General features: G+C 68.4%; 22 protein-coding genes and 1 pseudogene. 17 read left to right on the top strand and 6 right to left on the bottom strand.

Going from position 1 to position 20,719, the window contains the following annotated elements; genetic code table 11:
• The first annotated feature begins 31 nt into the window (after positions 1-31).
• From BLQ76_RS03795 to BLQ76_RS03770, 6 genes are all read left to right on the top strand, one after another.
• Positions 32-298, top strand: a complete 267-nt coding sequence (locus tag BLQ76_RS03795) for a hypothetical protein (protein WP_090668983.1) — start codon at positions 32-34, stop codon at positions 296-298.
• Between the two features lie 321 nt (positions 299-619).
• Complete coding sequence (locus BLQ76_RS03790; protein ID WP_090668980.1) at positions 620-1,084, top strand: (2Fe-2S)-binding protein; 465 nt, start codon at positions 620-622, stop codon at positions 1,082-1,084.
• Between the two features lie 11 nt (positions 1,085-1,095).
• A complete protein-coding gene (locus BLQ76_RS03785; protein WP_090669611.1) occupies positions 1,096-3,420 on the top strand; it encodes a xanthine dehydrogenase family protein molybdopterin-binding subunit in 2,325 nt (774 codons plus the stop codon).
• A gap of 97 nt (positions 3,421-3,517) precedes the next feature.
• Complete coding sequence (locus BLQ76_RS03780; protein ID WP_090668976.1) at positions 3,518-4,489, top strand: SDR family oxidoreductase; 972 nt, start codon at positions 3,518-3,520, stop codon at positions 4,487-4,489.
• A 2-nt stretch (positions 4,490-4,491) separates the two neighbouring features.
• Positions 4,492-5,121, top strand: a complete 630-nt coding sequence (locus BLQ76_RS03775; RefSeq protein ID WP_090668973.1) for a DedA family protein — start codon at positions 4,492-4,494, stop codon at positions 5,119-5,121.
• Positions 5,115-5,852, top strand: a complete 738-nt coding sequence (locus BLQ76_RS03770; protein ID WP_244519458.1) for a class I SAM-dependent methyltransferase — start codon at positions 5,115-5,117, stop codon at positions 5,850-5,852. The genes BLQ76_RS03775 and BLQ76_RS03770 overlap by 7 nt, the downstream gene beginning before the upstream one ends.
• Before the next feature lie 424 nt (positions 5,853-6,276).
• On the opposite strand, the gene BLQ76_RS03765 is transcribed toward BLQ76_RS03770, so the two are convergent.
• Together BLQ76_RS03765 and BLQ76_RS03760 are read right to left on the bottom strand one after the other, a co-directional pair.
• On the bottom strand, positions 6,277-7,167 hold the full coding sequence (locus BLQ76_RS03765; protein WP_090668970.1) for an SDR family oxidoreductase: 891 nt from the start codon (positions 7,165-7,167) through the stop codon (positions 6,277-6,279).
• A 164-nt stretch (positions 7,168-7,331) separates the two neighbouring features.
• Entirely contained in the window at positions 7,332-7,730 is a 399-nt protein-coding gene (locus BLQ76_RS03760) for a tautomerase family protein (RefSeq protein ID WP_090668968.1), read from the bottom strand.
• Positions 7,731-7,832: 102 nt separating this feature from the next.
• On the opposite strand from BLQ76_RS03760, the gene BLQ76_RS03755 reads away from it, so the two are divergent.
• Both BLQ76_RS03755 and BLQ76_RS03750 read left to right on the top strand, forming a co-directional pair.
• The gene (locus BLQ76_RS03755; RefSeq protein ID WP_090668965.1) at positions 7,833-8,720 is read left to right on the top strand and encodes a LysR substrate-binding domain-containing protein; all 888 of its coding nucleotides are present in this window, start codon (positions 7,833-7,835) and stop codon (positions 8,718-8,720) included.
• A gap of 230 nt (positions 8,721-8,950) precedes the next feature.
• Positions 8,951-9,133 carry a hypothetical protein gene (locus tag BLQ76_RS03750; protein ID WP_139183913.1) on the top strand — a complete coding sequence of 61 codons (183 nt, stop codon included), beginning with the start codon at positions 8,951-8,953 and terminating at the stop codon, positions 9,131-9,133.
• Between the two features lie 216 nt (positions 9,134-9,349).
• Here the strand turns inward: BLQ76_RS03750 and BLQ76_RS03745 are convergent, their stop codons facing one another.
• Positions 9,350-11,713: a putative bifunctional diguanylate cyclase/phosphodiesterase gene (locus BLQ76_RS03745; protein ID WP_244519457.1), complete on the bottom strand. Its 2,364-nt coding sequence runs from the start codon at positions 11,711-11,713 to the stop codon at positions 9,350-9,352.
• A gap of 230 nt (positions 11,714-11,943) precedes the next feature.
• Here BLQ76_RS03745 and BLQ76_RS03740 point away from each other — a divergent pair, with 230 nt between their 5' ends.
• A complete protein-coding gene (locus BLQ76_RS03740; RefSeq protein ID WP_244519474.1) occupies positions 11,944-12,705 on the top strand; it encodes an ABC transporter substrate-binding protein in 762 nt (253 codons plus the stop codon).
• Positions 12,706-13,216: 511 nt separating this feature from the next.
• Here BLQ76_RS03740 and BLQ76_RS03735 read toward each other — a convergent pair.
• Positions 13,217-13,741, bottom strand: coding sequence for a YkgB family protein (locus tag BLQ76_RS03735; RefSeq protein WP_090668954.1), 525 nt, complete (start codon positions 13,739-13,741; stop codon positions 13,217-13,219).
• Between the two features lie 35 nt (positions 13,742-13,776).
• Here BLQ76_RS03735 and BLQ76_RS03730 point away from each other — a divergent pair, with 35 nt between their 5' ends.
• Entirely contained in the window at positions 13,777-14,334 is a 558-nt protein-coding gene (locus tag BLQ76_RS03730; protein ID WP_090668952.1) for a MarR family winged helix-turn-helix transcriptional regulator, read from the top strand.
• 66 nt (positions 14,335-14,400) lie between these two features.
• Here BLQ76_RS03730 and BLQ76_RS03725 read toward each other — a convergent pair whose 3' ends face one another.
• On the bottom strand, positions 14,401-15,267 hold the full coding sequence (locus BLQ76_RS03725) for an alpha/beta fold hydrolase (RefSeq protein ID WP_090668949.1): 867 nt from the start codon (positions 15,265-15,267) through the stop codon (positions 14,401-14,403).
• Complete coding sequence (locus tag BLQ76_RS03720) at positions 15,264-15,908, bottom strand: pyridoxamine 5'-phosphate oxidase family protein (protein WP_090668946.1); 645 nt, start codon at positions 15,906-15,908, stop codon at positions 15,264-15,266. The genes BLQ76_RS03725 and BLQ76_RS03720 overlap by 4 nt, the downstream gene beginning before the upstream one ends.
• A gap of 117 nt (positions 15,909-16,025) precedes the next feature.
• On the opposite strand from BLQ76_RS03720, the gene BLQ76_RS03715 reads away from it, so the two are divergent.
• From BLQ76_RS03715 to BLQ76_RS03685, 7 genes and pseudogenes are all read left to right on the top strand, one after another.
• Positions 16,026-16,952: a LysR family transcriptional regulator gene (locus BLQ76_RS03715; RefSeq protein ID WP_090668943.1), complete on the top strand. Its 927-nt coding sequence runs from the start codon at positions 16,026-16,028 to the stop codon at positions 16,950-16,952.
• 309 nt (positions 16,953-17,261) lie between these two features.
• Complete coding sequence (locus tag BLQ76_RS03710) at positions 17,262-17,903, top strand: DUF1223 domain-containing protein (RefSeq protein WP_244519456.1); 642 nt, start codon at positions 17,262-17,264, stop codon at positions 17,901-17,903.
• A 146-nt stretch (positions 17,904-18,049) separates the two neighbouring features.
• Positions 18,050-18,361, top strand: coding sequence for a pentapeptide MXKDX repeat protein (locus BLQ76_RS03705; RefSeq protein WP_090668937.1), 312 nt, complete (start codon positions 18,050-18,052; stop codon positions 18,359-18,361).
• 65 nt (positions 18,362-18,426) lie between these two features.
• Complete coding sequence (locus BLQ76_RS03700) at positions 18,427-19,278, top strand: cytochrome b/b6 domain-containing protein (RefSeq protein WP_425285130.1); 852 nt, start codon at positions 18,427-18,429, stop codon at positions 19,276-19,278.
• A gap of 4 nt (positions 19,279-19,282) precedes the next feature.
• A complete protein-coding gene (locus BLQ76_RS03695) occupies positions 19,283-20,050 on the top strand; it encodes a molybdopterin-binding protein (RefSeq protein ID WP_090668934.1) in 768 nt (255 codons plus the stop codon).
• A 124-nt stretch (positions 20,051-20,174) separates the two neighbouring features.
• Positions 20,175-20,381: pseudogene (locus BLQ76_RS03690) on the top strand (peptide-methionine (R)-S-oxide reductase); the annotation flags it as partial.
• Between the two features lie 36 nt (positions 20,382-20,417).
• Positions 20,418-20,690, top strand: coding sequence for a hypothetical protein (locus BLQ76_RS03685; RefSeq protein ID WP_090668931.1), 273 nt, complete (start codon positions 20,418-20,420; stop codon positions 20,688-20,690).
• Positions 20,691-20,719: the final 29 nt, after the last annotated feature.

Here is a 20,719-nt window from a genome sequence, read left to right as displayed (position 1 = left end):
ATCCCCAGACCGACACGGAGACGAACGCGCCATGGCCCGCTCGACGACACCACGGAATGCCCCCTTCGCGATCGAGGACCTGCCGATCAGCTCGGTGCTCCTGCTGCTGTTCCCGCTTGTTCGAACCGGACGCTTCGCCGGCGAAGACGACGACGCGGCGCCGGCTCCCGGCAAGGCCGGAAGTCGCCGAACGCCGTCTGTCGCGCTGCCAAAGCGTGCGTTGTCGGCCGAAACCATCCCGTACCGGTCCGTCCCCCGCAGGCAACCGCTCCGCATGCCCGACCAACTCCGCGGATAACCTTCAAATCTTCGCGTCGGTAGCCCCGAACCCCGCGACGGGTCCCCCCCGGCCCTGACTCGGGTTCGGCGGCCCGGCCCCCCACCGATGGGGGGCCGGGATCTCTTGCCACCACCGGAGCCCGGATCCCGGCCGCATTGGGCCAAGCCGCGGCACCCCGCCCTTTCGCACCCCGATTCCGAACCCGTCAGCGCGTCCATGCATGCCGGTCCGCCGCAGGCGACCGCCGGACGGGTCTGCATTCGACGATCCTCATGCTTCGAGCGACGCCGGCCGTGCAGCCGGCACGCGGAGGCGATGTTCATGCACACAGGAGAGCCCATGCCCTCGATCACCGTCAACGGCACGCTCCGGACCATCACCGCCCCGGCCGGGAAGCCCCTTCTATGGGTTCTGCGCGAGGATCTCGACCTGCCCGGCACCAAATACGGTTGCGGAGCATCGCAATGCGGAGCCTGCCGCGTCCTGATCGATGGCGCGTCGACGCCCTCCTGCGCGATCACGCTGGGCGAGGTCGAAGCAGCGTCCGTGGTCACGGTCGAGGGGCTGTCCCGCCCCGATGGCCCCCTTTCGCCCGTGCAACAGGCTTGGATCGACGAGCAGGTACCGCAGTGCGGCTTCTGCCAGCCCGGATTCCTGATCGCCGTCACCGCGCTTCTGGACCGCGTGCCGAACCCGACCGACGCCGAGATCGACGAGGCCATCACCAACATCTGCCGATGCGGAACCTACCCGCGCATCCGGCGCGCCATCCATCGCGCCGCCGCGGCGCGGGCGCAGGCGTGAGGATCACCCAGATGGCGAACCGACTGTCCCGCCGCAGCTTTCTTCTGACCGGCGCAGCCCTTGGAGGCACCGCCCTCGTCGCCGCGGTCGGCGGCATCGGCTACCTTTCCACCGTCGATGTCGACGGGCTGACGGGATGGGCGGATGGTGAGCATGCCGTCCTCAACGCCTTCCTGACGATCCACGACGACGGCCGGATCGTGGTGCAGGTGCCGCGCGCCGAGATGGGCCAGGGCATCCACACGGGACTGGCCATGCTGGTGGCGGAGGAACTCGACGTTCCGCTGGACAACAGGGTGAGCGTGGTCTTCCCCGCCGAACCGCACCCGGCCTACTCGACCTGGACGAACGTCCTGCAGGTGCGGCCCGAGGAGGCGAGCGGCCCGGTGGTCTGGATGGCGCGACGCGTGCTCGGGCAGCTCGGCTTCATCAACACCGGCGCCTCGGGCTCGACCATGGCGATGTGGCACCCGATGCGCGTCGCCGGAGCCTCGGCGCGGCACATGCTGATGCAGGCGGGCGCGACCCGTCTGGCGGTTCCGATCGACGAACTGACGACCGGCGACGGCTTCGTGCGCCACACCTCTTCCGGTCGCAGCCTGTCCTATGGCGAGCTCGCACGTGACGCCGCCGTGCTGACTCCGCCCGACGACATCATGCTCAAGCCTGCCGACCAGTGGCGGCTGATCGGTCGCTCGCAGCCCCGCGTCGACCTGCCGGCCAAGGTTCGCGGCGAGCCCGTCTTCGGGATGGACGTGAGGCTGCCCGGGATGCTCTTCGCCGCGATCCGGCACGCGCCGGTCTTCGGTGCCAAGGTCGAGCGCATCCGTAACGAGGCGGCCGTTCGGGACCAAGCCGGCGTGATCGACTTGGCGATCCTGAACGGCCGACACGTCGCCATCGTCGCCGACTCCTGGTGGCGCGCAGAACAAGTCGCCTGGCAACTCAATGTCGAATGGATGCGAACCGAGGCCGACACGGCGTCAAGCGCCGCGCTGTCGACGCGCCTTCTCGACGCGCTGGTGGCGGACGATCCCTACGAGCACCTCGTTGAAGGCGACGTGGATGCCGCCCTCGACGACCCCGCCGCCTCCATCGTCGAGGCGGCATACCAGGTCCCGTTCGTGGCGCATGCCTGCATGGAGCCGCTCAACGCCACGGTTCTCCTTCGCGACGACGGAACGGCGGAGGCTTGGGTCCCGTCCCAGGGATCGATCAATATCCGCGTCGGCGTCGGGACGGGCATGGGCTGGGCCGGTGTCGAACCGAGCGCCATCACCTGCAACGTCACCATGAACGGCGGGGCGTTCGGACGCCGCAGCGATCAGGACGTCGTGACCGAAGCCGCGTACCTTGCGGCTCGCCATCCCGGGCGGCCCGTGAAGCTGATCTGGTCTCGCGAGGAGGACGTCGCGAGGGGCCTTTTCCGCAGCCACGCGGCGGCCAGGCTGCGCGCGGCGCTCGATGCCGACGGGTTGCCGGTTGCCTACGACGCGCGCGTCGCCGCCCAATCGGTGATCCAGTCGGTCGCCGCTCGGAACCTGCCCCTGAACCCCGGTGCCGACGGCGACCGCCTGACGACCGAAGGGTTGGAGAAGGCTCACTACGCTATCCCCGCGCGCCGGGTGCGCAGCCGAAACGTCGCGAGCCACATGCCGATCGGGCTTTGGCGCTCGAACGGCTACGCCTTCAACACCTTCTTCAGCGAAAGCTTCGTCGACGAATGCGCCGCAGCGGCCGGCGCTGATCCGCTCGGCTACCGCCGCATGCTCCTGCGCGACCGGCCCCGGCACCTCGCCGTTCTCGAGCGGGCCGCGACGCTCGCGGGCTGGGGCACCCCGATGGCTCCCGGGCGCGGTCGGGGCATCGCGATCGAGGACTGCTACCAAAGCGTCGTGGCGCAGGTCGCCGAGGTCACGGTGGCGCCGGACGGCGAGGTGCGGGTCGACCATGTCTACTGCGCGGTCGACGTCGGAACGGTGATCAACCCCGACGCCGTGGTCGCGCAGATGGAGGGCGGCATCGTGTTCGGCGCCACCACCGCCCTGATGAGCGCGATCACCGTCGAGGATGGGGCGGTGGTGGAATCGAACTTCCACGACTTTCCGGTCCAGCGTATCGCGAACGCGCCCCGGGTGACGGTCGCGATCATCGACAGCCCGCTTGCGCCCGGCGGGGCGGGCGAACCCGGCGTGGTTCCCGTCGCCGCGGCGATCGGAAACGCCATCTTCGCGGCGACGGGCCGCCGCCTGCGCACGCTGCCGTTTGCCCGAACCGACACGATCGGCGTGCGGCGAACCCGCTCCGTCCTGTCCGGCACCGCCCCGGCGACCTGACCGCCCGATGCGTCCTCGTCCACCGGAAGCGGTCCGCCGCGGTCGGCCGTCGACCCCTTGCGCCTCTTCGAACAGTCTCAACTCAAGGAAAAACCCGATGACCGAACATTGGACCGCCCGAAACATGCCCTCTCAGCGCGGCGCCACCGCCGTCGTAACCGGCACCGGCGGGCTCGGCTTCGAAACGGCACTGGCGCTCGCGCGGGCCGGCGCGGACGTGATCGTCGCGGGGCGCAATCCCAAGAAGGGATCGGACGCTGTCGCGCGCATCCTGCGGATCGCACCCGACGCGCGCGTGAGCTTCGAGCCTGTCGATCTCGGCGACCTCGCCTCCGTCACGCGGTTCGGCCGCCGCCTCTCCGACAGTCGCGACGGCCTCGACATCCTGATCAACAACGCCGGCGTCATGACGCCGCCGCACCGGCAGACCACGAGCGACGGCTTCGAGCTTCAGTTCGGAACCAACTACCTCGGGCATTTCGCCCTGACGGCCCACCTGCTGCCGCTGCTGCGAAGGGGCAACGATGCCCGCGTCGTATCCGTGTCGAGCGTCGCGGCCCGCAGCGGCCGTATCGACTTCGCCGACCTTCAGGCCGAGCGCCGCTACAAGCCGATGGAGGCCTACGCGCAGTCCAAGCTCGCCTGCCTGATGTTCAGCTTCGAACTCCAGCGCCGCAGCGCCGAGGCGGGTTGGAGCATCGCGAGCATCGCCGCCCATCCCGGCGTGTCGCGCACCGACCTCCTGCACAACGCGCCGGGTCGCCTCAGCCCGCAGGGGATCGTACGCTCGCTGCTGCCCTTCCTGTTCCAGCCGGCCGAGCAGGGGGCCCTGCCGATCCTGTTTGCGGCAACGGCCGCGGAAGCCGAACGCGGCGGCTACTATGGTCCGCATAGGCTCGCCGAGACGCGCGGGTATCCGGCCGAAGCGAAGTCGCCGGAGGCGGCGCTCGCCCCCCACGTCGCCAGGCGTCTTTGGGACATCTCCGAAGATCTCGTCGGCCTGCGCTTCGGCGGACCGGACATCCTGGCCGTGATCGGTTCTCGTTCCCCCTCGTCGCGGGGCGCCTGAGCATGGATCCGCTCGCGAACCTCATGGCCTGCTTGGCGCTTTATGGGACGGTCGGCCTGTTCGCCGTCGGCTTGGCGGAGCGCTTCGTGCCGGTCATGCCGTCCTATGGCATGCTGCTCGCCATCGGCGTCTCGTCGGCGGAAGGCGCCTGGGGGCTGCCCGTCGCCTTCGCCGCGACGACGCTGGGCAGCGTCCTCGGTTGCGCGGCATGCTTCTATGCCGTGAGAAGCCTGGGCGAGGCGCGGTCCCGGCGCTTCCTCGAGCATGCCGGACGCTTCGTCGGAATGCCGGGCGAGCGCGTCGAGCGCCGCATCGCGGCCTACGTGCGCAACAGAACGGCCTTGGCCTTCTCGTTCCAGCTCCTTCCGACCGTGCGGCTCTTCGCTCCGACGCTGGCGGGCCTGTTGCCCGGGCAGTCGCTGCGCTTCCTGGCCGCGTCGAGTGCGGGGATCGCGGTCTGGAACGGGCTGTTCCTCGGCGCCGGATACCTGGCCTTCCATTCGGTCAGGGACGCCAACACAACGCTTCTGGCGTTGTCGGCGCTCGGATGCCTTCTTGCGGCGCAGGCCACGATGTTCCTGAACGCGCGACGGACGTTCGGACGGCGCAAGCCGAGCAGCCCGTCATGGTGATCCCGGTCGCAGGCACGTCGACCACGGAGCCGACCGCTTCTCGGAACCCGGTCGCGCCGCTCCCGTCTGCGACGCCGTCCCGGTCGCTCGCGGAGGCGCTCGGCTTCTTTCGGGCCTGGCTTCGCGACCCGTGGCGCGTGGCCGCCATCACGCCGTCGGGCCGGGCTCTGGCCGAGCTGATCACGTCCGGCCTGTCGGAGCGCACCGGCCCCGTGATCGAGCTCGGCCCCGGTACCGGCGCATTCACACGCGCTTTGCTGAAACGCGGCGTCAAACCGGAGGATCTCGTTCTGGTGGAGGCCGAACCCGGCTTTGCCGAAGCGCTGCGACTGCGTTTTCCCGCCGTCCGGACGTTGCAGATGGACGCGGCGCGGCTTCGAACGCAGGCGCCGTTCGGCGAGCGAACCGTCGGCGCTGTCGTGAGCGGGCTACCGGTTCTCTCCATGTCGCCTGGTCAGGTGCTGGCGATCCTGAAGGGATCCTTCGGTCGCATGACACCGGGCGGGGCGTTCCACCAGTTCACCTACGGTCCGCGCTGCCCGGTTCGCCCCGAGATCCTCGAGCGTCTCGGCCTCGAGGCGACCCGTATAGGCCGGACGCTGGCCAACGTCCCGCCCGCCGCGGTCTACCACATCCGTCGCAGGAGCGACCCGGTGCTGCCCGTCGCGAGCGCAAGCCAGGGCGAAGCGGCCGGACACGGTGCTTTGCTCGGGCAGGGGCCGGCTCCTTGAGGACATCTCTGATGCCGGAGCCGCAGGGCTACGTCGCCGACCGGAACGACGCGTGCGGACCCGATCTTGAACTCGGCCTCGCCCCTGCGTCTCGCCGGCCTCTGCTGCGGCATCAAACCATGCTGCCGGTCGGTGCCGGCCGAGCTGGAATCGGGCTGCGGCCAGGGTGGCCCTTCGTCATCCACGCAGCGGGATCGGACAGCGAAAGCGGCTTTGGATGGGAACCGTCCGCAAACGCCGACCATCGTGCCGCTCCAAGATTTCCGATCGATCTTGGCGCCGGAAACAGACCTTGCTTCTCCGCACAACAACTTCCTCGGTTGGGCGAAGGCTGGGTCCGGTTGGTCTCGGCTCGGAGCTGAAGCCGGTCGTCCGCCATCGGGGGTCGTTGTCGAGCGGCGATTCTCCGGCGACGCCGGCCCCTTCATTCCGAGTAGGTCCGGCGCTCGATATCGGCGACGAAGCCGATCTCCCTTGGTTCCCAGCCGAGCGTCTCCTTTGTCCATCGCGACGAGGCCGGCCCGTTTCCGGCGACCCAGACCGCCAGGCCGCCGAAGTGGCTCTCGGCGTCCTCGCGCGACATCGACCGCGCGGGGACGCCGACCTGCCGACCGATCGCCTCGGCGATCCGCTGGAACGGGACGCCCTCCTCGGCGATCGCATGGAAGGCTTCGCCGCGAGCGCCGCGCTCCAGCGCGAGCCCATAGACGCGCGCCGCGTCCAGCCGATGAACCGCGGGCCACAGGTTGCTTCCGTCCTCGACATAGGCGGAGACGCCGGTCTGCCGCGCCACGGCCGCGAGCTTGGGCGCGAAGCCATGGCGCTCGCCCTGGCCGTGCACGGAGCGTGGGTTGCGGACGACAGAGGCATGGATGCCGCGCTCGGCCAGGGCGAAGGCCGTCTGCTCGGATGCACGCGGAAAGGCGGGATCGACCGGTGGCCGGGCGCTCTCGTCGAAGACGTCGCCCTTCGGCATCAGAAGAACGCCGCCGGTGACGATGACGGGACGGCCGGAGCCCTGGAAGACATCGCCGAAGGTCTCGATCGCGCGGCGCTCCTCCTCGGCCAGTTCCGCGATCTTCGACAGGTCGAGACCGAAGGCCGTATGGATGATGCCGTCGCTCTTGGATGCTCCGGCCCGCAATACGTCACGGTCGGCCAGTCCGCCGATGAGGGGCGCGATGCCGCTTCGTGCCAGCGCATCCGCCTTCTCGCGCGAGCGAACCAGTCCCGTGACGGAGTGCCCGGCTTCGATCAGATCGGCGGCAATCGCCGTGCCCAGCCAGCCGTTCGCTCCGGTGAGGAATACATGCATGGGGTCTCCTTGGGGCGGGTCGCCGACAAACGGCGGCGGAAATGGGTGATCGCGGTGCCGCGATGCCGCATGACGTTCGATCGCTTTCACAGGCGAGCGTCCAACTGGCGCTCGTGAGCGCCCGTCGTCGCAAGAACGAGCGCGGCGGGCCGGTCCGGTAGTGGTCAGCGGTCCGCCGACACGGAGACATAAGGCGCGATGCCGTTGCCGAAGGACCAGTCGGGCTTGTCGTTGGGGCTGATGATGATCTGTACGTCCTCGCGGCGGACGCCGGGATCGGCGGCGAGCCTGTCGACGACCGCTTGGTAGAAGGTCTGCTTCTGCGCGGTATTGCGCCAGTTGCTGGCGACCACATGGACGATGACGATCCCGTCCGTGCGCCGGATGCCGAGATAGCCGGGATTGTAGATGATCTCATCGGGCGCGCGCTGCTCGATGATCTGGAAGCGGTCGTCTTCGGGTACGCCGTAGGTCTCGACCAGGGCCGCGTGGACGCCGTCGGCCATGCTGCGGACGTTCTCGGGGGAGCGGCCCCGGAAAAGGGTGATGCGAACGAGAGGCATGGCAGGCTCCAAGGACAATTTGTCGACCGCATGTCTATGCCGCCCATGATCGATCAACTATTTGGAAGTTTCATACGAACCGTTCGGAATGAGCGAAGAGACATGATCCGGCCCAACCTCGATATCGATGCGCTTCGCACCTTCGTCCTCGGCTTCGAACTCGGCAGCTTCGCGCGCGCGGCCGATCGCGTGGGTCGGTCGCAATCGGCCGTCAGCGCCCAGCTTCGAAAGCTCGAGGAACAGGTGGGGCAGCCGCTGGTGACGAGAGCCGGCAGGGGTCTGGCGCTGACCGATGCCGGGGAGCGGCTTCTGAGCTATGCGCGCCGCATCCTCGATCTGAACGACGAGGCGGTGGACAGCCTGCGTCGCTCGGAACTGGCCGGACGCGTTCGCCTGGGGCTGCCGCAGGACTTTGCCGAGGCGTGGCTGCCCGAGGTCCTCGGCCGGTTCGCCCGCGTGAATCCGAACGTCATGGTGGAGATCGTGGTCGAGAAGGTCCACGCCCTGGTGGGCAAGACGCGGCAGGGGGACCTGGACCTGTCGCTGGCTTGGGGACCGTCGATCGACGCACCGCACCTCACGCCGATCGCGCACATCCCCACGGTCTGGATCGGGCGAAAGGACTGGCGGCTCGACCGGACCGGTCGCCGCGAACCCGTCCCGCTGGTGGCGTTCGAATCCCCTTGCTCGTTCCGCGACCCCGCCATCGGGGCCCTGGACCAGGCCGGCCTGCCCTGGCGGATCGCCGTTTCCAGCCCCAGTCTGTCCGGTCTTTGGGCCGCAGCGTCCGCAGGCCTCGGCATCACCATGCGCACCCGCATCGGCTTGCCGGCCGGCCTCGTTGCGCTCGATCCGGCCGCCACGGGCCTTCCCGCGCTTCCCGCGGTTTCCCTGACGCTGGTGCGCGCGGAGAGCGAACAGGACCCGACCGTCGGCGTGCTCGCCGACATCGTCCTCAGCGTGATCGGGGAACGACTCGACGCACTCTGATCGCGCCCACGGGATCGACATACGCTCGACCGCGTCCGGGCGCCGGCTTCCATGCGGTCGTGCCGTCTTGAGCCCTCCCAGATCCGATGCTCTTTCGCTCCCGCGTATCGAGGCCTCGGCTTTTCGGGTGCCGATCGCGTCGGCTGGATGGTATCGGACGCACCGGCGCCGACCCGTCGACGTTGGGAGGCGGACGGTCCGAGAAGGAAACGATCGGCGACGAGCGCCTGGTGGCGGTTCCCGCTGGACGATACAACCTCATATTCGAGGCGCGGTCTTCGAGCGATGCCGACGTCGCCTATGATCTGCATCTGCAGTTTCCGGAAACGTCGACGCCGAGCTTCGCGATCCTGAAGCAGGGGGACGGGATCGAAACGGATCCCGGGCTCTCGACCGTCGCAGATCCGGCCTGAACAGCGCAGCGATCCAGCGTTCCGTCCGCGCCGTGGACCGGGACGCAGACAAATCCGGGCTATCGCGAGGGTTTGCGCGATCCGCACCCGTGGAAGCGGCGGGCGGTGAGGTTCATCCCGGCCATCCGGTCGTCGAGTAAGTCCGCTAGAACAACTCGCCAATTCCGTTCGCGACGGCGGATGAACCGCCAGCGACCGGCTGTCACGCAGACGGTGTCATGCGGCCGGAACGCGGACCTGCGGCGTGACGAACGCGTTGGAACGCAGCAGCGGCTGCGACCGGCCGAGCGTCTCGATCGGCTCGGGTCTCGAAAACAGGTAGCCCTGAAGATCCGTGCATCCCAGCGCCACGAGAAAGTCGCGTTGAGCCTGCGTCTCGACGCCTTCGGCGGTGGTTGCGATGCCCAGGTTGCGGCCAAGACCGACCAGGGCTGCCACGATGGCCGCTCCATGAGCTTTGGTGCCGAGAAGGGCCACGAATGAGCGGTCGATCTTGATGCGATCGACGCCGAGATGGACGACGTCGCTCAACGAGGAGAATCCCGTGCCGAAGTCGTCCAGCGCGATCTGGACGCCTTCCGCACGCAGGCGCGCCAAGCCGGCTTCCGTCGCCTGCTCGACGTCGATGAAGGCCGACTCCGTCAACTCCAGTTCGAGACGCGAGGGCGAAAGACCCGTCGCAGCGAGAACCGCGAGAACGTCGTCCGAAAAGCTCGACCGACGCAGCTGGTGGGGCGACACGTTCACGGCAACGAACGTGGCAGGATCCCAGGCGCTGGCCTCCCGGCAAGCCTCGCGCAGGACCCAGAGGCCCAGGTCGTCGATGAGCCCCCCCTCCTCGGCAACCGATATGAAGCTGTCCGGAAACAGAAGGCCACGCTCGCCGTGGCGCCAGCGCACCAAGGCCTCGGCACCGGAGACCCTGCACCCGTCCTTGGCGCGATGGATCGTCTGGAAGTGGAGCTCCAGCTTGCCGAGACGCGCGGGACAGGCGGCCGATGGCTGGTGTCCGGCAGAATCGGTGAGGCTGGCCAGAAGGGTGCGGAGCTCGTTCCGCACCGTGTCCCGGTCGTGACGTCCGCCGTCCATCGACCGGACGAAGGCGACCCATCGTCCGCGCCCCTGTGCCTTTGCCTCGTAGAGAGCGGTATCGGCATGACGCATGGCGTCATCGACGCTTTGGCCGGCCTCGGGAACGACCACGCCGATGGACCCGCCGACGTGCGCGACGGCGGTTGCCGACATCAGCTCGAAGGGCCGCGCCAGCACATCCACCAGACCACGACAGACAGCGCCCACCACCTCGTCGCCATCGCCGATGTTGGGAAGAAGAAGGGCGAACTCGTCACCCCCGAGGCGAGCCAACGTGTCTTGCGGGCGCAGAAGGGCGGCCATCCGGCTCGCGGCCAACCGGATCAGTTCGTCCCCGGCGGCGTGGCCGAACGTGTCGTTGACCGCCTTGAACCGATCCAGATCGATCAGTGCGACCGCATGTCGACGTCCGTCCCTGGCTCCCCGTGAAAGGCAGGCTTCGAGGCGTTCGGCGAAGAGGGCACGGTTGGGAAGCGTGGTCAGAACATCGTGGAGCGACAGATGCCGGGCCTGATGCTCGCTCGCCCGCAGCTCGATCAGGCTTCGGCGCAGGCGCATCAAAAGCGCGCTGAACAAAACGGCGATCACGACGGCGGCCAGCGACAAAGCCGGCGCAAGCCGTCCGATAACGCGGGAACCGGGAAGATCCGGCGTCCAGACGATGAAGCCGATCGGCTCGTTCGTGATCGTGCTGTCGATCTGAAAGGCGACCTCGCTCTTCTCCGGATCGGCCGCACGCGCGTAGCGAGCCCCGTTCAGGCCCTGCTCGCGGCTCAACGCATCCAACGCGGTTCCGTCGAGAAAGCGGATGGCGATCAGATATCGCGGCTCCGGCGGCATTCCGGGCTCGCGAGAGGCTGCGATCGCCCGGTCCGTCGCTCCGACCGCCGCCGTGCCGACGATCGTTGCTCGCCCTTCCAGACGCATGAGCTCGGCGATCGCTCGGGGAGCCGGGTCCGCATCCGCCTGCGACGGGTGTGCGGGCCGCAGGCGCGGGTCGTCCAGAAAGGGCCGCAGGAGCGACCGCATCCAATTGAACCGCTTCCGCGTCCCGGCATCGGCATCCATGGCGAGCTGGCCTGCGCCATCGACGATGAAGGCCTGGTCGTATCTGAAGAAGGTCGTGGCGACGCGCGCCATGGTGGCTGTGGCGATAGTGGGCGTCGCGTCGGCACCGATCGGACCGTCACCATCTGCGGTTGAAGCGTCCCCGATCCCTTGGGCGGGCTGCGACAGCGCGACATAGCCGGCGGCGATCTGACCGACGATCTGAGCGGCTTGTTCGACCTGGTCGTGCAGGCGGGCGGTCATCAGCTGCCGCTGGCGCTCGAGCGCTGCAGCATCGCTTTCCGTGCCCGCCCACAAGCCTGCTAGGACGACCAGACCCAGGGTCCCCAAGCCGCTGGCGGCAATCAGGAACAGCAGCCAGCCGGAGGACGCTTGTTCCCGCTTGCGCGTCAGGAGGTGGATGATCGGGATCAGGCGCAACGGCTCGCTCCGCAGGGATGTCCGAACCATCCCTCGAAACGATTGCGGAAGTGTTGTCGTCCACAACCCACTCTTGCACGGGACGCCGCCGTCAACGTCGAATTAAGACGGCGAAACATAGCGTCGGGTCACCCATCGCCATGCAGAGCTCGACAGGCGAAGCTCAACGACGAGGAATGATCACGATGCTTCCTGGCAAGATGCTGTCGCACGTCGCGTTGGCGCTTGTTATGTCCTGCGTGGCCATGCCCGTCCTGACGCAGCAGTCCGCCCTGGCGGCGGACGACGTCAGGCCGGTGAAGGTCGCGGTGGAAGGAGGTTTCCCGCCCTTCAACTATCTCGACGCGCAGGAGAAGCTGCAGGGGTTCGACGTCGATATCGCACGCGCCTTGTGCGACGCCGCGAAACTGTCGTGCGAGTTCGTGGTTCAGAAGTGGGAGGCCATGATCCCCGACCTTCTGGCAAAGCGATACGACCTGATCATCTCATCCATGTCGATGAGTGCGGAACGCCGCCAGAAGGTGGCTTTCACCGACACGTACTACAACAGCCCGTCCGTCTTCGTGGTCCGGAAGGACTCGACACTCACGCGGATCGACGCCGAAACGCTCCAAGGCGTCAGTCTGGGTGTCACCAGCACGACGGCGCAGGCGGCCTTTGTCGATCAGCATTACCGCCCCGCGACCCCGGTCACCGTGTTTCCGGCCTCTCCCGACCTCTACAAGGGATTGGCGGACGGCAGCGTCGACGTCATCATGGAAGACAAGCTCGCCATCTACGATTGGCTGACCAACACCAAGGCGGGCCAATGCTGCGAGGTCAGGGGGGACGACATCCTGGACCCGACCTTCTTCGGCGAGGGAGCGGGAATCGCGATGCGCCGGGAAGACGACGATCTGAGGCTGCGGCTGAACAAGGCGCTGGCGGCCATCAAGTCCGACGGCACCTATGACATGATCAATGCCCAGTACTTCCCCTTCAGCATACAGTAGTCGCTCACCGCAGTCCGGCATCCGAGCTGCCCCCGCGCGAGGCGGACCGGCGTTATGGCCTGCAAGGCGGTGATCCGGTCACCCCGTCACGTGGACCATAGGGCCGCCGGCTTCGCCGATGGCCGGACATGAACGATCGCTCGCGGCGATTGAACCAACGGACGGGGCGACGACCGTCGCGGACTCGACAACAGCATTCTCCTCAGCTGCCATGGCCTCGGTTGCCGGAACGGGCATCAGGCGGATGGTCCCGCGAAGACGCTCTATGGCCTTTGGATGGGACGGGCGTCTTCGTCCCAGCGATGGCGGGTCCGGTTGCAACCGGTGCCAGCTTCAGGGCCCCAGGATCGATGCGATCCGCTGACGACCCATGGCACGGCAGCGACCCGGGTGGTTGCAAGGGATCCTAGGTGCCGGATCGGCCGCAGCCCGAAGCCGTATGGACACCCCGTTTGACGCGCTGGCCGGTGCGAACGGACGCGTGGGGAGCGGGGCCGCGTCGCTATCGGCCTTACGAACGGGGACGACGGTCGGTCGTCAGTCGTGCCAGGCTATTGCCGACGACGACAAGGCTGATCCCGAGAAGCGCGACGTCCTTCAGCAGGAACTGGCCAGTCGCGTTGATCCAGGGAAATCCGCCGGCCGCCTCCTCCCAGATCGGGATGGCGAGCATGATGGAAACGGTCGTGGCAAACGTCAGCACCGCGAGCGAGCCGCCGATGAGGCCGGCCCGCGGCGACCAGATCGAGAGGGTCAAAAGGGCCGCCGTGGCGATCTCGACGATGCCGAGCAGCGCCGCAGCCCCTCTCTCGCCAAGGGCGGGATAAAGCCACGCGAGCCAAGGGGTGGCGGTGATGAGCGGGCGCAGCGCGTCCACCTCGAACTGGGTGAACTTGACGAGACCGATCAGCCCCAGCGGCAGGACGACGCCGGCCCCTGCGATGCCGCGACCGAGCGCGACGATGCGGGGCGCGGGAATGCGCCGCGTGAGCATGAGAAGCGCCCGGTCGGCGAGGGCTGGAAGACGGCTGCGCATGGGAGACCTCCAATTTATATGCTTCAAGCATACATATGGTCGACGTGGATTTCCATGCTCCGCGCATCTATTATTTCGCCATGAGCAACGGACGGACCGAAAACATCGTCGGCGCACTGGCGCTCGCGCTGGCCGACACTCTCCTCGCCGGCACGGCGGGCGAGGCCCCGGAACCCGGACAGGCGGCGGCGGCGATCGCGCTTCTGCGCCACGAACCCGGCCTGCCCATCGAACGCCTGCGCCATGCCCTTTCGCTCTCGCATCCCGGCACCGTTCGCCTCGTGGACCGGCTCGCGGCGGCGGGCCTGATCGAGCGCCGGCCGGGGATCCAGGATCGTCGCGCCGTCGCCTTGCACCTGACACGCGAGGGGGAGCGCAGTTGCACGCGTATCCTCGCGGCACGCCACGACCGCCTCGCGGGGGCGCTTGCGCCTTTGTCCCCGGACGAGCGGGCGACCTTCGTCCACCTCGCTGCGAAGCTGCTCGCGGGTTTCGTGGAGACCGAGCGGCAGGCCGACGCGGTCTGCCGCCTTTGCGATACGGCAGCCTGCGCCGATTGCCCTGTCGAGACGGCGCTTGACGGCGCGACCTGACCGGACTTCGAGGTCGGTCGGCCCACCCCTCCCCCAGCGTCTGCGCCGGTGTCGATGTCTGCTGGATCAGCCGATCGCAACGCGCTCCAGAAACCTTGCGATCAGGCCGGCGATCTCGTCGGCATGCGTTTCCAGGGCGAAGTGTCCGGTGTCGAGGAGATGGATGTCGGCATCGGGGACGTCCCGGCGGTAGGCCTCGGCGCCCGCCGGCAGGAAGGCCAGATCGTGCCGGCCCCAGACAGCCAGAAGCGGCGGCCGGTGCTCGCGAAAATAGGCCTGGAAGGCGGGATAGAGCGCGACGTTGCTCTTGTAGTCGCCGATCAGGTCGAGCTGGATCTCCTCCGCTTCCGGTCGCGACATGTAGGCGATGTCGAGCTCGTATCCGTCCGGCGACAGGCGGCTCGGATCGGTCCCTGTACCGTACTGCCAGTCGCGGATCGTGTCCGGCTGCAGCGAGGCCCGGCAGGCCTCCCGGTTGGCCTCGCTCGGCTCGCGCCAGTAGGCCTGCCATGCGCTCCACTGGTTGCTGAAGCCTTCGAGATAGGCATTGCCGTTCTGCGAGACGATCGCCGTCACGCGCTCGGGCTGGCGCATCGCCAGGCGAAGCCCGACCGGCGCGCCGTAGTCGAAGATGTAGAGCGCGTAGCGATCGAGCCCGATGTTCTGCGTGAACCCCTCGATCACCTCGGCGAGGCGATCGAACGTGTAGTCGAACGCGCCGCGCGGCGGCGCCTTCGTCTGGCCGAAACCCGGAAGGTCGGGCGCAACGAGATGGAAGCGGTCGGCCAGAAGCGGGATCAGGTCCCGGAACATATGGCTCGCGCTCGGGAAGCCGTGCAGGAGAAGCAGCGTCGGGTTCGAGCGGCTGCCCGCTTCGCGATAGAAGACGCTCACGCCGTCGACCTCGACGGTTCGGTAGCTCACATGGGTCATCGTAGTTCTCCTTGAAGGCTGGTTGCCGCAGCGGCCTCGGACCGCAGTGCGGCGTTCTCCGTCTCGAGCGTCGCAATGCGCTCGTGCAGGGGCCGGACCGCCTCGGCGATCTCGGCTTGCGTGAAGCGGGGAGTGATGTGCTGCGGACAGTTCCAGTCGAAGGCCGCGAGCCGCAGCCGGAAGATCCGCTCGATCCGGGCGTGGTAGGACGCATCCGCGACCCGTCGCGCGAGGTCGGGCTCGGCATCCGGCGCAAGGATCTCGACATGCCCGTAGATCTTCAGCCGGGCCCGGCGGGGATAGTCCATCAGGAACAGGCAGGCGCGTTCGTCGGCCCCGATGTTGCCCAGACTGATGTATTGCCGGTTGCCGCGATAGTCGGCGAAGGCGAGCGACCGATCGTCGACGAGTTTCAGGAACCCCGGCGGACCGCCGCGGTGCTGCACGTAGGGCCATCCCGTCTCCGAGGTGGTGGCGAGATAGAAGCTGTCGCGTGCACCGATGAAGGCGGCCTCGTTCTCGCCGAAGCGGTCGAAGGCGCGGTCGCCTTTGAAGTCCCGCCAGAGGTGATCCGCCCCCATCGAGGCTTGAGCGGCTCGAACGCTCGGCGTCGCGGCGATGTCCAGGAAGCCGTAGGGCACGATGATCGTCCTTGCTGCGCGAGCCGGTCGGCTCGCCGACGCAACAGATGATCCTTTCCATCGGCTGGCTGAATACGACATATCGGCAAAGCACTTCTCCAAGATCCGGAAAGACGAATGGACCGTCTGGAAGCGATGACCCTGTTGCGGGAAGCGGTGGATCACGGCAGCCTGTCCGCGGCCGGACGCGCCCTGCGCATCCCGGTGCCGACGCTCAGCCGCAAGATCTCGGATCTCGAGGCGCGGATCGGAACGAGGCTTCTCGTGCGAACCACCCGCAGCCTGACGCTGACCGACGCGGGCGCGACCTATCTGACGGCGGCCCGGCGCATCCTCCACGACGTCGAGGCGGCGGAACGCGAGGCGGCCGGCGAACTCGCCGAGCCCAAGGGCGAACTCGTCCTGACCGCCCCGATCCAGTTCGGTCGGCTTCACGTCCTGCCGACGGTCGCCGACTTCCTCGAACGGTTCCCCGCCATCGGCGTCCGGCTCGTGCTGAACGATCGCAACGTCCACCTCGTCGACGACGAGATCGATATGGCGGTGCGGATCGGTCCCCTGGCGGATAGCGCGATGGTGGCGACCAAGGTCGGCGCGTTGCGCATCGTGACGGCGGCGAGCCCGGCCTTCCTCGACAGGCACGGAACCCCGAAGACGCCGGACGACCTGAGGGATCGCCCCGTGGTTGCCGTGGACGGTCCGATGGCGCAGACGAGCTGGCCCCTCACGTCCAGGGCGCGGGGAGGTTCCGTCGACGTCGCGCTGTCGCCGCGCCTTGCGGTGACGACCACCGAGGCGGCGGCGGACGCGGCGATCCTCGGCGTCGGGTTCGTGCGATTGTTGCACTACCAGGTGAGCGAGGCCGTCGAGGCGGGACGGCTCCGGCTCGTTCTCGAGGATGCCGAGCCGGTGCCGGTGCCCGTTCATCTCGTCCACGCGACCCACGGACAGATGCCGCTGAAGCTTCGTCGCTTCATCGACTTCGCTGTCCGGCGCCTTCGCGAGCGGCTGAGCCGCCTACCGCGCAACGGGCATCGACCCTGACCGCTCTTTGCCAATGACCAGGACGACCCGTTCCGCCCGTTCGGATCCGACGGCCCCATGGGGCGCCTAGGGCATGCGGCCCTGCCGACGCACCGAACGGGGACGGTTGCCGAGCCATGCGATCGGATTTTTCCGGATCGCTGTAATATCGCGGGGCGCCGCTCCGTAGACACTCCAGACGCCGCCACCACAGCCGGTGACGAGGCGATCGTCGGGAGAGGTCGGATGACTCCACGAACACACGAAACTCGGCTTCGGCCGGGAGGGCGAACGGTCGCCGCGCTGGCGATGCTTCTGGGCGCGGGTCTCATGGCCCTTCCCGCAACGGCGGCCAGTCGTCCCGTCACCGTGGTGGAACTGTTCACCAGCCAGGGATGCAGTTCCGTGCCGCCCGCGAACCGCAACGTCATGGCGGTGATGAAGGCGCCCGACGTCCTGCCCTTGAGCTTCAGCGTCACCTACTGGGATCACCTCGGCTGGAAGGACACCTTCGGCTCCGAGGCCTTCACCCTGCGCCAGCGCGACTACGAGCCGAGCCTTGGCCGGGACGGCCCCTTCACCCCGCAGATCGTCGTCAACGGCGCCGGCGACACCGTGGGCAACAGGCTGGATCCGCTGCGGGCGATGATCGACCGCGCCAAACCGCCCGCAGTGGTGCCGATCGACATCCAGGCGAACGTCGTCAGGATCGGCCGCGGCATGGCGCCGGCGTCCGGCGCGGACGTCTGGCTCGTCCGCCACAAGCCCGGCGTGCAGAACGTCGCGATCGAGCGGGGCGAGAACGCCGGCACGACCCTGCCGGTCCCGAACGTCGTGACCGACATCCGGAATGCGGGCCGCTGGCTCGGCGTCGAGATGTCGTTCGCGGCGCCGCCCGTCGAGGACGGATTGCGGACGGCCGTGCTGATCCAGAAGCCCGGCGGGCCGATCCTGTCGGCCGTGACGGACTGAATCCTTCCAACGGCGCATCGGAACCTTCGAGCGGCGCGGCACCATCCGCGCGGCCTCGCCGAGGTGCGCCCATTCCATGCCGCGCCGAACGGCCGGCTCAACCGGAAGCGCCCCCTCGGCCCGCTTCCCCATTCCCGGAGAAACGCATGATCGACCTCCTCGCTCGCCGCGCCCTGCCGCTCGCTGCCGTTGTGTTCGCGCTGACCAGCGGTCTTGCGCCGGCAGCTTCCGCCCAGGACGCCGTGAAGCCGCACGCCGAAGACACGATGAAGCCCGATGCCATGGCGCCGGATGCGATGGCACCGGATGCCATGAAGCCCGCCGATGCCATGGCACCCGACGGTGCCATGAAGGCCGACGCGATGACGCCGGATGCCATGAAGCCGGACGCCATGAAGGCCGGCACCATGGCACCGGATGCCATGGTGCCGGCCCCCGCCAAGCCGAAGACGAAGTAGCGGCCACGTCCGGAGCGCCCGGGCGGTTCCGCCTGGGCGCCTCGCATCCAAACAGGAGAGAGGCCATGATCGAGGCCGGATCGCGCACCGAGCGTGCAGCAGCCGCAACTATGGGACGAGAGCCGCCGACCATCGTCTATCGGCACGGCTGGCCGACCCGCGTCTGGCATTGGATCAATGTCGCGACGCTTCTCGTCATGCTGATGAGCGGGCTCACCATCTTCAACGCCCACCCCCGCCTCTACTGGGGCGCCTATGGCGCGAACCAGGATCACGCCTGGCTCCAGATCGGGGCAACGGAGGCGGGCGGCTTCCTTCGCGTCGGCAGCCTCTCGGTCGAGACCACGGGACTCCTCGGACGCTGGACGAACGCCGCGGGCGCCGAGGTGAACCGGGCCTTTCCCTCCTGGGCGACGATCCCGTCCGGCTACAACCTCGCGGTCGCGCGGCATTGGCACCTCTTCTTCGCCTGGATCTTCGCGGGCGGCCTCGCTCTCTATGCGCTCTGGAGCGCTGCAAGCCGCCACCTGACGCGCGACCTCCTGCCGACGCGCGCGGAACTCGCCCCCGCGCGCATCCTCCACGACATCGGCCAGCATGCACGCCTGCGCTTTCCCAAGGGCGATGCCGCCCGGCGCTACAACGTCCTCCAGAAGCTCGCCTACTGCGGCGTCCTTCTGGTTCTCCTGCCGGCGATCGTCCTGACGGGCCTCACCATGTCCCCGGCGATGAACGCCGCCTGGCCCTGGCTCCTCGACCTCTTCGGCGGGCGGCAGTCCGCGCGCTCGATCCACTTCATCGCGGCGACGCTCCTCGTGCTCTTCATCCTCGTGCACATCGCGATGGTCGTCCTGGCCGGCCCGATCAACGAGGTGCGCTCGATGATCACCGGCCGCTATCGTCTGCCGAAGGAATAGCCCGATGGTTTTCCGTCCCACGCGCCGCGGTTTCCTGACGGGCGCCCTTGTCGGCGGCGCGCCGCTTGCGCTCACCGGCTGCGACGTCTTCGGACTCGCGCAGTCGCAAGGCGTGTCCGATGCGCTCGGCTCCGCCGGCGGTCTGGCCCGGCGCGCCCAGCGGCTGCTCGGCGCAGACGCCCTCGCCCCGGAGTTCGAGGCGGCGGAGATGTCCCCCGTGTTTCGCACCAACGGCAACACCATGCCGTCGAGCGCGGCCTACCAGGCGCTGGCGGGAGGCGGGTTCGCCGGCTGGTCGCTCGTCATCGACGGGCTCGTCGAGCGGCCCGCGCGCTTCAGCCTCACCGAGATCATGGCGATGCCCTCGCGCACCCAGATCACCCGGCACGACTGCGTCGAGGGCTGGAGCGCGATCGGCCAGTGGACGGGCGTGCCGCTCGGGCGCCTGCTCGACGAGGCCGGGCCGCGGCCGGCCGCGCGCTACGTCGTGTTCCATTGCGCGGACGATTTCGACGGTTCCCCCTACTACGAGAGCATCGACCTTCCCGAGGCACGCCATCCGCAGACGATCCTCGCCTACGCGATGAACGGTGCCCCGCTCGCCATCGGCCATGGAGCGCCGCTTCGCCTGCGCGTCGAGCGGCAGCTCGGATACAAGCAGGCCAAGTACGTGATGCGGGTCGAGGTCGTCGCCAGTCTTGCCGGCATCGGCGCAGGCAAGGGCGGCTACTGGGAGGACGCGATCGGCTACGACTGGTATGCCGGGATCTGATCCTCGGCGGGTGCTTAAAAAATAAGTCGCAGCCGCCTGTAACGATGCGCCGGCCCGGTCCGTACCTTGCATGATGGACATGAAGCGGAACCACCCATGACGACGCGGCGATCGGTTCTTCGAACGGCATGGGAGGCCGAGCGTCTGGCGGTCCAGGCCAGGCGCCGTCGTCACGACGCGCGATACCAGCGTCGGCATGGTGCGCGATGGCGTCGCGTGCAGCCGCTGCGGGGACCATCCCGGTCACGTCTTCGACGGCGGCCCGAAGCCGACGGGCCTTCGCTACGGCCTGAACGGCATCGCCCCGCCCTTCCGCCCGGCCACCGGCTGAGCGTCGATCCCGCCTTTCCCAGATGGAGCCGTCGCCATGACTCCCCTTCGTATCCCCGCGTCCCTCTCGGGTGGCCTTGCCGCAGCCACCTTCGTCGCCGCCATGCCGTCGCATGCGGTCGTCACGACGATCGAGACGGGCCAGCTCGTCGATGTTGCCAAGGCTTACCGCCAGGCCGACCTCGCGCAAAATCCGGACGCCCCCTCCATCGTCGCCTACGACCTTCCGAAGATCGGCGATCTCGACCGTCTCTTCTCGGAGCGTTCTCATGGCCAGCCCGTGCCGACGTCCCGAGCGGCAACGAACTGAGAGCGCGGAGCGGGGCCGATCGGACGAAC

The sequence above is a fragment of the Aureimonas jatrophae genome, from assembly GCF_900104035.1.
GTDB lineage: Bacteria > Pseudomonadota > Alphaproteobacteria > Rhizobiales > Rhizobiaceae > Aureimonas > Aureimonas jatrophae.
Note: the sequence above shows the minus strand (reverse complement) of the source record. Positions and strands in the feature narration are given on the sequence as shown.